This window comes from Prosthecobacter sp., assembly GCF_049294395.1.
Lineage (GTDB): Bacteria > Verrucomicrobiota > Verrucomicrobiia > Verrucomicrobiales > Verrucomicrobiaceae > Prosthecobacter.
This window is the reverse complement of sequence record NZ_JBAQCR010000111.1, coordinates 1-10,288: the sequence shown is the minus strand read 5'-3', so window position 1 is coordinate 10,288 and position 10,288 is coordinate 1. Positions and strand designations below refer to the sequence as shown.

The 10,288-nt window shown below is 60.6% G+C and carries 8 protein-coding genes and 1 pseudogene; 6 read left to right on the top strand and 3 right to left on the bottom strand.

Annotation, left to right across the window (positions count from 1 at the left end; all coding sequences use genetic code 11):
• From WAW39_RS06875 to WAW39_RS06865, 3 genes and pseudogenes are all read left to right on the top strand, one after another.
• A pseudogene (locus WAW39_RS06875) lies at positions 1-188 on the top strand (hypothetical protein); the annotation flags it as partial.
• Positions 185-877, top strand: coding sequence for a sulfite exporter TauE/SafE family protein (locus WAW39_RS06870; protein WP_422317126.1), 693 nt, complete (start codon positions 185-187; stop codon positions 875-877). The pseudogene WAW39_RS06875 and the gene WAW39_RS06870, both read left to right, overlap by 4 nt.
• 14 nt (positions 878-891) lie before the next feature.
• Positions 892-3,243: a heavy metal translocating P-type ATPase metal-binding domain-containing protein gene (locus WAW39_RS06865; RefSeq protein ID WP_422317124.1), complete on the top strand. Its 2,352-nt coding sequence runs from the start codon at positions 892-894 to the stop codon at positions 3,241-3,243.
• A 185-nt stretch (positions 3,244-3,428) separates the two neighbouring features.
• On the opposite strand, the gene WAW39_RS06860 is transcribed toward WAW39_RS06865, so the two are convergent.
• Both WAW39_RS06860 and WAW39_RS06855 read right to left on the bottom strand, forming a co-directional pair.
• The gene (locus tag WAW39_RS06860; RefSeq protein WP_422317122.1) at positions 3,429-4,124 is read right to left on the bottom strand and encodes a class I SAM-dependent methyltransferase; all 696 of its coding nucleotides are present in this window, start codon (positions 4,122-4,124) and stop codon (positions 3,429-3,431) included.
• A 211-nt stretch (positions 4,125-4,335) separates the two neighbouring features.
• A complete protein-coding gene (locus WAW39_RS06855) occupies positions 4,336-5,619 on the bottom strand; it encodes a sulfatase (protein ID WP_422317120.1) in 1,284 nt (427 codons plus the stop codon).
• Positions 5,620-5,843: 224 nt separating this feature from the next.
• Here WAW39_RS06855 and WAW39_RS06850 point away from each other — a divergent pair, with 224 nt between their 5' ends.
• Complete coding sequence (locus WAW39_RS06850) at positions 5,844-6,467, top strand: hypothetical protein (RefSeq protein WP_422317118.1); 624 nt, start codon at positions 5,844-5,846, stop codon at positions 6,465-6,467.
• A 67-nt stretch (positions 6,468-6,534) separates the two neighbouring features.
• Entirely contained in the window at positions 6,535-7,995 is a 1,461-nt protein-coding gene (locus WAW39_RS06845) for a DUF1501 domain-containing protein (RefSeq protein ID WP_422317116.1), read from the top strand.
• Between the two features lie 242 nt (positions 7,996-8,237).
• On the opposite strand, the gene WAW39_RS06840 is transcribed toward WAW39_RS06845, so the two are convergent.
• Positions 8,238-9,221, bottom strand: coding sequence for an endonuclease/exonuclease/phosphatase family protein (locus tag WAW39_RS06840; protein ID WP_422317114.1), 984 nt, complete (start codon positions 9,219-9,221; stop codon positions 8,238-8,240).
• 82 nt (positions 9,222-9,303) lie between these two features.
• On the opposite strand from WAW39_RS06840, the gene fabG reads away from it, so the two are divergent.
• Positions 9,304-10,050, top strand: a complete 747-nt coding sequence (gene fabG / locus WAW39_RS06835) for a 3-oxoacyl-[acyl-carrier-protein] reductase (RefSeq protein ID WP_422317112.1) — start codon at positions 9,304-9,306, stop codon at positions 10,048-10,050.
• The last annotated feature ends 238 nt before the right edge of the window (positions 10,051-10,288 follow it).

Below are 10,288 nucleotides of genomic sequence, written 5' to 3'. Positions count from 1 at the left end.
ATCCAATGACTACCTTGACCCCGGACAATATCTCCAAAAGTGAAACCCTGGGCTGCATTGCCAGCCGCCCGTGGCTGTGGGTTGTGCTGGCCTTTGTGGTGCTTCTCAGCGCGTGGAGCGTGCTGTTTTACATCGCACTCAACAATCAGCCGGAGATCGTGCCGCTCAAGCATCTGATACCGGCATGATGCAGATCGACACCAGCGCCGCAGCCTTTGTGGCCGGCATTGTCACCAGTGTCCACTGCGTGGGCATGTGCGGGCCGCTGTCGTGTTCGTGGGCCATCGGGCCGAAAGGTGGCGGCTTCATGCGCAGCACGGCGCTGTACCACACCGGGCGCATGATTTCCTATGGCGCAGCGGGCGCGATCGCCGGAGCGATCGGCGCGGTGCCGCTGGCTTTTTTCCAACATGGGGCGGGCATGGTGCTGCCATGGCTGCTGGTGCTGGCCTTTGCCTGTGTGGGACTGGGGCTGGATGCCTGGCTGCCTAAGCCGCACTTTCTCTCCGCCGGGCTGCGCCGGGTGCAGACGGCGGCGTTTCAAATGAAGAGCACCTGGCGGGCTGCGCTTCTCGGACTGGCCACGCCGCTGCTGCCGTGCGGGCCGCTGTACATGATGCTGGCGCTGGCTTCTGCGAATGGCAGCGCCATGAAGGGTTCTGGATTTGCGGTGGCCTTTGGTCTGGGCACGCTGCCACTGCTGTTTCTGGCCCAGACGCAGCTTCATTTGATGGGAGGGCGGCTGCAGCCTGCCACGATGCGGAAAGTGCAGCGGGGGCTGGCGCTGGTGACGGCGGTCGTTCTTGCGTGGCGGCTGCGTGACACGCTGGACTTTGGAAGCAGTGAGGCGGCGAGCTGCTGCCATGCGATGAACTGATTTTTTTGAAGCTTATGAACACGACCTGCAAGCACTGCGGGACACCGGTCCCCAACACCCGCAGCGACGGCTTTTGCTGCGCGGGCTGCCACTCTGTGCATGACATGCTGCAGCAAAATGGGCTGGAACATTTTTATGATCTCAAGTCCGGGCTGAACCTGCCGCCCGTGCCTGCGCAGGCCATGCGGCAGCAGGACTATGGGTGGCTGGAAACCGCCACGCTGGCTGCAGAGGGCACACGGGTGAGTGAGGATGTGGCCGCTGAATTGGGCGTGTCTGTGCAGGGGCTTTCCTGCATGGCGTGCATCTGGCTGATCGAGCGAGTGTTTGCCAAACTGGGTGGCACGCAAATCCATGTGGACATCTCCAGCGGTGAACTGCGCATGGCGTGGCAGCCCGGGAAATTTCAGCCGGTGGAGTTTGCGCGAGAGCTGCAGCGCTTTGGCTATCTGCTGGGCATGCAGCGTGCCGATGGTGGGCAGACCCGTGACAACGGTCTGGAGCGCCGGACCGGTGTGTGCGGTGCCTTTGCGATGAATGCGATGGCGTTCTCCCTGCCTGCCTATTTTGGCATGCCGGCGGACTTTCCCTTTGCGCACTGGTTTGACCTAGTGGCGGCGGCCTCTGCCACGCTTTCGCTGCTGGTGGGTGGAAGCTACTTCGCGCAGCGTGCGTGGCATGCGCTGCGTGCTGGGGTGCTGCACATCGATACGCCGATCACGCTTGGTATTCTGGCGGCCTATGTGGGGTCGCTCATCGGCTGGATGAGTGGAGAGCCGGGGCTGAAGTACTTCGACTTTGTGGCGATGTTCATTTTCCTGATGCTGGGCGGCAGGCTGGTGCAGCAGATGGCCGTGGCGAGAAATCGCCGCAGGCTGCTGCGTGACCCCTCCATTCCTGAGGCGGAGATGCTGGAATCTTTGCAAGCAGGCGCGACCTTCACCGTGAAGCCCGGGCAGGCGGTGCCGGTGGCAGCGAAACTGACCGATGAGCATGCGAGCATCAGCCTGGAGTGGATCAGCGGAGAGAGCGACTCCTGCACGCGGAGCAGCGGTCAGCTTCTGCCTTCGGGTGCGCTGAACGCGGGCACGCGTGCGCTGAATGCGGTGGCTCTGGAATCGTGGAGTGAATCGACGCTGCACAAGCTGCTGGATGCACGCCGTGGGGGAGAACACCGGGATCTACGACTGGAAAAACTGCTGCGTGGATATTTGGTGGTGGTGGTGCTCGCGGGCGTGGTCGGTGGACTTTGGTGGTGGTGGCATACGGGCGAATGGGCGCGGGGGCTGCAGGTGATGATTTCCGTGTTCGTTGTCTCCTGCCCATGTGCCCTCGGCGTGGCAGCACCGCTGGCGGATGACATCGCCGCAAGCCGTGCGGCCGACCAAGGCGTTTTTGTGCGCACGCTGGGGCTGTGGAAGAAGCTTACGCGGCTGCATCAGGTGGTGTTTGATAAAACCGGCACGCTGACGCTGGAGAACCCGATGCTGATGAATCCTGCGGTGCTGGATGAACTGGATGACAGCTCCCGCCAGATGCTGCGACATCTGACCAGCGGCAACCTGCACCCGGTGAGCCGCAGCCTGTTTGATGCCCTGGGCGGCATGCACAGCGAAAACCTGGATGCTGAAGTCTGGGAGGAACCGGGACAGGGGCTGCGCTGCGAGCATGCAGGCGCGGTGTGGGCGATCTCACGGCCGCAGGATGCGTCTGCAGATGCGATCTTCACACGGGATGGAGTGACGCTCTGCGCCTTCCGTTTTCGTGATGCGCTGCGTGTGGAATCTCTGGCGCAGGTGGAGGCACTGCAGGCGCGTGGGCTGCGCGTGAGCATCCTCAGTGGTGACCGTGAGGCCAAGGTGGCGGCGATCGCCGAGCAGCTGCATCTTCAGCCGGAGCAATGGCAGCACAGCCTGACACCGGAAGAAAAGGCGGCGTGGATCTCCGGCCATGAGCCGCAGGGCACGCTCTACATCGGTGACGGTGCGAATGACAGCCTGGCGTTTGACGCCGCCTCTTGTGCTGGCAGTCCGGTGACGGGGCGAAGCTTTCTGGAGCACAAGGCGGACTTCTATTTCCTGGGACACAGCATGCGCTTCATGAGCAGCCTGCTGGACATCGCCGCCACGCATCGCCGTGCGGTGCATGCGGTCTTTGGGTTTTCGGTGACTTATAATATTGTCACGGTGATCGTGGGACTGATGGGGCATCTGAGTCCGCTGCTGGCTGCGATTCTGATGCCGCTGAGTTCTTTGGCCACGCTGTCGCTGGTGGCGCTGGTGTTTCGGCGTGGTGGGAACGCTGGGGTGAGGAAGTATGTGGAGCCGGATGTGGCGGGTGGGGTTCCTTGTGTGACGGCGTGTTGAGTGATTTGTTGGATGTGTAGCGCTATTGAAGCCTGAACTCCAAGCTGGCGAAGTTTTTTTGGGCACCTCACCCCGGCCCTCTCCCCGAAGAAAAATAGATGTTGTTGTCGTGGCTCAGGGGCGGGGAGAGGGAGAACGGCTTTGGCCGCCTTGGAAGTGGGGACACTGCATGATTTTAAACGCGCCTAGATGAGATGTGGGAAGCGACATGGGGCAGGTGGCGCATCATCCTCTGTGTCTTCGAGGTGTGAGCGTGTTTTTAGCCAGAGTTTCAATGTGCCGTCGTAGGCTGTTTTGACGCAGGTGTAGCATTCGGGGACTTCGGCGCAGCTGCCGTAGTAGGTGACGATGCGTGTGCCGAGGGGTTTTAGCTCCAGCTGCTGCTGCACGTGGAGGGTGTAGTCGTCGTAGAGGCGTGACTCCATTTCCACATCGTGGTCGATGCGCAGCATGGGGAGGATGTTTTCCTCGAAGGGGTTGAAGAGATAGAAGGCATCGAAGGCGGCAAAGGAGATGGTGGTGATGTTGCCATGAACGATTTCAGCGCGCGTGATGCGGAGGCGCTCCAGGAGGTCGCGTGCGGCTTTGACGAGCCGGGTGCGCTGCTCCACGCCGGTGAAGTGGCCGAGGGTGGTGGTGGCACCGACTGCGCAGAATTTTCCGGGGCCGCAGCCGATGTCCAGCACGCGGGTGCCGGGCTTCTCGACGAGCATTTGCGCGGCCATCTGGCAGACATCCATGGGCGTCCAGTGACAGGCGGATTGTTCGCGAATGTGCTCGGGATAGTGCTGGTCGAATTCGTGATCTCTGAATGCGGTCAGGAATTCGGTGTCGGACTCGATGGGTGGAGTCGAGCTCTGTGAGTAGAAACGAGTGGGCATGAGGTTGGCCGGGACTGCCAACTCGGCGGTCAGTGTAGCCCGTGAATCTGTCGATCCGGGGAAGGGGAGCGAGAGGTTATTTCACGTGAGCATTACGGACACTTTGTTCTGTGGATGCCGGAATGAAAGCGAGACGTTGCCGGAGCTGTAACGTGAGGCTGCTGAGGGAGGGCGTGGGCGCTGGCCGACAGACAGGAGTGTCTGTCGTACTTCATGGCTTCCACCATGCGTCGAGCTTTGCGCTCAGTGATTTGACTTTGTCTGCGTTTTCGGCGGCAAGATTTTTCTCTTCGGTGGGATCTCCTTTTAGATCGTAAAGCTCCACGACATCGTTTGGCTGGTTGGTTTTGTCGGGGACGATGAGCTTGTCATAGCTGTTGATGATCCAGCGCCAGCGCAGGCTGGTGGAGGGGACGTTGAGATCGACGAAGTTGTGGGTGAAGCATTCGCCGTAGAGTGTTTTGCGGACGCTGACGGACGAGGAGTCGAGGAGGTCGATGCCGGGGAAGGTCTTGGCGGGGGCGATGCCGACGGCCTTGAGAAGGGTGGGGACGAGATCGATGGATTGTGCGAGGTCTTCGGACATTTTTGGCTGCACGTGGCCGGGCCAGCGGATCATGATGGGGGTGCGCAGGCCGCCGTCGTACTGGCTTTGTTTTGATTTCTCGGCGTAGCGGCCGGTCTTGGGGTTGGTGATCCAGCCGTTGTCGCTGAGGTAGACGAAGATGGTGTTTTCCTTCATGCCATTGTCGTCGATGTGCTTGATGAGTTCGCCGCAGGTTTCGTCGAACCAGTCCACCATGGCCCAGTATTTGGCCACATGCTCGCTGGGGGCTTTGTCCTTGTATTTTTCCAACAGGCGCTGCGGCGGCGTATGGGGATCGTGCGGCATCATGGGGGCATACCAAACGAAGAAGGGCTTTTGCTGCTGTTTGGCGTCGCTGATGAAATCATAGATGGGCTGCATGGTCTTGCGGCCGATGTGGAGGCCGGCATCTCCATGGCGGCCGCCGTGAGTCATGCCATGGGTGAAGCCGCCGCGCTCGTAGCTCTTTTGCCACCATTTGCCGGTTTGCAGGCTCAGGTAGCCTTTTTGCTTCAGCATGGTGGGCAGTGTGCCTGCTTCTTCGAGGTGCTTGCTGATGACTTCGCGACCGGCGTCAAATTGCGGGCTGGTTTGAAACTCGCGCGGCTTCATGCCGACGGGGATAGGAGGATCGTTGCTGGTGACTTTATGCTGATGGGGATAGAGGCCGGTGATCAGCGAGGCGAGGCTGGGGCAGCAGAGGCTGCAGGGGACGTAGCCACGGGTGAAGGTGAGGCTTTCGGCGGCGAGGCGGTCCAGATTTGGCGTCTGGATGGTTTTGTGGCCCATGAAGCCGTAGTCGCTGTACAATTGATCGTCCGAAATGATCATGACGATGTTTGGCGGTGCATCGGCGGCGGAGAGCAGGCAGGGCAGGGCGAGCAGCGAGAGAAAGAGGCGGCGGATCATGGGCGGATGGGAACGATGGGTCTGCGGGGCATCTTGCCGTGCAAATCGGGCTCAATTGCAGGATGAAGGCAATCCAGACTTGCGCATGTGCGCTGGAACGGCAGCCTAGCGGGATGATTCGGAAACGCTTTCGGCGCGTGGTGCCGGCGCTCAGCATTTGCCTTTTTTCACTTACCTCCTGCAAAATGCACGTGGGCTCGTTTGCCTACAGAGCCATGCACAGCATGTCGAACCCGCTGACCTCTGAGCCGCTGGACTATCTGCCGTTTCCGGATCTCAAGCAGTGGGCGGCCCTTCCGGGACCCATGCTGGAAGTGCAGGGGGGCAAGGCCATTCCGCGCAGTCTTTTCATTCGCGACGAGGAGCTGCCGAAGGGATCGCCGAAGGCCAAGAGACCGAGCTCGGGGCTGACGGGCAAGGCGGGGGATCTGATGGGGATGGTGACTTCGCTGCTGGCGATTGCGGCGGGATCGACTTCGGATGACAAGCTGGGGTCGATCGACGACACGCGGCGTCAGCTGGCGGTGAATGAATTTCCCTTTGTGCTGCTGCAGGGGGCGGATCTTGTTTATGTGAAGGCGGACAAGCAGATGTGGCCGCGCCTGGCGCGTGCTGACAAGTGGAGTAAAATCACCGTCATCACAAAGGACGGCACGTTCTTTGGCATCGCGCAGCGGATTCATTTTCGCAGTTCATCTTCGGAGGTGGTGCTGGAGGGGGACCCGACGGTGCAGTCCGGGCAGCAGCACATCAAGGGGGCGAAGGCGGATGCGATCATGGTGCTGGATTTTGCGAAGCGCCGTGTGCTGGTGAACGGGCCGGTGGCGGAGAAGAAGCTGTTTCGGTGAGCTGGCGGGAGGTTTTTCATTTTTCGGTCCGGCGCAAGCCTGTGCCTTCTGCCTGCGTTCTTTCGACATGGATCCTTTCCTTGAATATCACCGCAGCCAGACCCGGCGTCAGTTCTTTGGCCAGACCGGCCTGCGCTTGGGAGGCGTGGCGCTGGCGGGCATGATGGGTGAGCAGTTTGCGAGCGGTGCCTCCAGCCTGGTGCAACCGGCGCTGCCCGGGCTGCCGCACTTTGCGCCGAAGGCCAAGCGGCTGATCTACCTGCACATGAATGGGGCGCCTTCGCAGCTGGATCTGTGGGACCACAAGCCGCAGCTGCAGCAGCATTTTGACAAGGATTTGCCGGACAGCATCCGCAACGGACAGCGCATCACCACGATGACGAGCGGTCAGGCGCGGTTTCCGGTGGCGCCGAGCATGTTCAAGTTTACCCAGCACGGGCAGTGCGGGCGGTTTGTGAGCGAGCTGCTGCCGCACACGGCGAAGATCGTGGATGAGATCGCGGTGATCAAGAGCGTGAGCACCACGGCGATCAATCATGATCCGGCCTGCACGTTTGTCATGACGGGCAGCGAGGTGCCGGGCAAGCCGAGCATTGGTAGCTGGCTTGGATACGGGCTGGGCAGCGAGAGCAATGATCTGCCGTCGTTTGTGGTGTTTACGCCGACATTCCCTGCGGCGAGTCAGGCGCAGGCTCTGTTTACGCGCATGTGGAGCAGTGGGTTTCTGCCCACGAAGTACACGGGTGTGGCGTTGCGGGGGCAGGGAGATCCGGTGCTGTATGTGAAGAATCCGCCGGGGGTGGATGGCAGTGACAGGCGAACGATGCTGGACGCGCTGAACAGGCTCAATACGATCAATCATGACCGCATTGGGGATCCGGAGATTCAGACGCGCATCGCCCAGTATGAGATGGCTTTCCGCATGCAGACGAGTGTGCCGGAGCTGACGGATCTGAGCAAGGAGAGCAAGGCGACGCTGGAGATGTATGGGGCCGATGTGAACCGCAGCGGCAGCTTTACGCACAGCGCCATCATGGCACGGCGGCTCATCGAGCGCGGCACGCGGGTGGTGCAAATTCTGCATCGCGGGTGGGATCAGCATAGTAATCTGCCGAAGCTGCTGCGTGGTCAGGTGGAGGACACCGAGCGTGCCTGTGCGGCGCTGATCATGGATTTGAAACAGCGCGGGCTGCTGCAGGACACGCTGGTGGTTTGGGGCGGGGAGTTTGGGCGTACGGTCTATTCACAGGGCACGCTGACCAAGGAAAACTATGGGCGTGATCACCATCCTCGCTGCTTCACCATGTGGATGGCCGGTGGTGGCATCAAAGGCGGTGTGGAGCACGGCGAGACGGACGACTTCAGCTACAACGTGGTCAAAGATCCCGTGCACATCAATGATCTCAACGCCACGATCCTGCACCTCATGGGTATTGATCACCGCAAGTTCAGCTTCAAATTCCAGGGGCTGGACCAGCGGCTCACGGGGGTGGAGGAGCACAGTCCGGTGAAGGCGGTGCTGGCGTGAGGCACTCTAAAAATCAACCATCCTTGTTCCTCAATCGTCAATCACGCACAGCCACTACGCTCTGCGGCCTGAATGATTGACGATTGTCGAGCCATCGATTTTTGATTGTTGAAGTGGCCGCACGGCAGTGCCTCTGCGATGTGTGGAATGCTTTTGTGTGCTCAGCGCGCCGTCCTGCCTGCGAAAGCGGCGTCGCGCCTAGGCTTGCCGCCGCACTCCAAGACGCTCTGCGTACGCGTGAGCTATGGCGCGCTTCGTACAATGTCCACCGTCACGGAGCGGTGGTCGGAGCCCATATCGGGGCCGAGGGTGCGCTTTTGGATGGTCAGGCCGCGTTTTGTGAGGACGTGGTCGATGGGGATCATCATGGGCAGGTGCAGCCCCCAGGTGGGTGGCCAGACGGGATCGACGGAGCGGAAGTCCAGGCCGCCCTTTTCGCGCAGCAGGCGCATGCCCTCGCACCAAGGCGTGGTGTTGAGATCGCCGGCCACGATGACTTCGCCGGTGAGGCCAGCGACGAGAGTGGCGATGCCTGACAACTGATCGCGCCATTCATGCGCCCGCTGGCCGCTCGTCGGCGGGATGGCATGGGTGCCGATGAAGGTGAGAGGTCTGCCAAGGTGATCGAGATTGAGCACGAGAGTGGGCAGCCGCCAGATGGAGAAGCGGCGAACTTCGGAGCTTTTCAGGGGCAGTCGCGTGTAGCAGGCGATGCCGAAATGGCCGTCGCTCAGTTCTTCCAAGTGATGCGGGTATTTGATGCGAAGCTGCTCCAAGGATGCGCGCCAGGAGTCATCGACCTCCAGCAAGCAGACGATGTCCGCGTCTGTCTGCATCACATGGGTGATGGCTGAGGTCTGGTTTTTGTTTTGCGTCAGGACATTGAAGGTCATGACGCGCAGGGCTTTCTCGCGTGTCGTGTCTGCCACCTCGGCCGTTTGGTGGAAGGCTTCAATTATTTGGGCGTTCCAGAGCAGGGAGATCAGTGAGATGAGCACCAGCCAGGTGCGACGACGAATCAGCGCGTAGATCACCACGAGGGCGCAGACGATCACGTATTGAAGCCGGAAGTGTGAAAGGAGATCGAACACCCAGCCATAGCGGCCCAGGCTGCCGAGCCAGGTGCAGGGGAGGGCCAAAAAGACGATGGCATCACAAAGCCCGCCCAGTGAGACGGCTTTTTTTACAGGGATAGGTTTGTCGGCTGGCGGCGCGTCGTCACTCATCGGCAATGCAGGACCCTACGCATGCGGGGTGTCGATGCACCTTCTTCTTGCACGCTGAAGCATGCCGTTCATGGATGAAGGCATGGGTAAACTTCAAGATAAGATCGCAGTCGTCACCGGTGCCGGACGCGGCATTGGCAAAGCCATCGCCGAAACCTTCGCCGCCGAGGGCGCGAAAGTGGCCGTCGTCAGCCGTACACTGGCCAATGCGCAAAGCGCTGCGGATGCCATCAACGCCACCTATCCCGATGCTGCGAAGGCTTATGCACTCGACGTGGCCGATGGGGCAGCCTGCGCCGAAGTGGGCAAGCAGATCCTGGCGGACTATGATCACGTGGACATTCTGGTGAACAACGCCGGTGTCACCAAGGACGGTCTGCTGCTGCGCATGAGCGAGGAAGACTGGGACGTGGTGCTGGACACCAATTTGAAGGGTGCTTTCAACATGGTGAAGGCGTTTCAACGCAGCATCCTGAAGCAAAAGGGCGCGCGCATCATCAACATCAGTTCTGTGATCGGCTTGATCGGCAATGCGGGTCAGGCGAACTACGCGGCGAGCAAGGCGGGCCTCATCGGTTTCACGAAGTCCCTGGCGCGTGAGTTTGCTGGTCGTGGTGTTACGGCGAACTGCATCTGCCCTGGTTTCATTGCCACGGACATGACGCATGTGCTTAATGATGCCGTGAAGGGTGAGATTTTGAAGAAGATCCCGCTCGGTGATCTTGGAGCAGGTGAAGACATTGCTGAAGCCGTTCTCTTCCTCGCCAGTCCAGCGGCCCGTTATATCACGGGGCAGGTGCTGGCCGTGGATGGTGGGATGGTGATGTGAGCTGGTAGCTAGAGGCCTAGATCTGAATGGCACTCGGTTAAGGACATTGATCGTGAGTTTTGGAGCTGTAGCACACTCTTCTACTGCGGCGGGGCTCATTGCAGACGCTGCTGGCGAGCGGGGCGTGTGGCGAAGGCGTTGGGTTTGCTTCCCGGTCGTGTATTGGCATACCCAGGGTCGCCTCGCTGAGGCTCGGCTGACCCTGGGCTGAATTACGCAGCCCCGTTGGGGCTGGTGT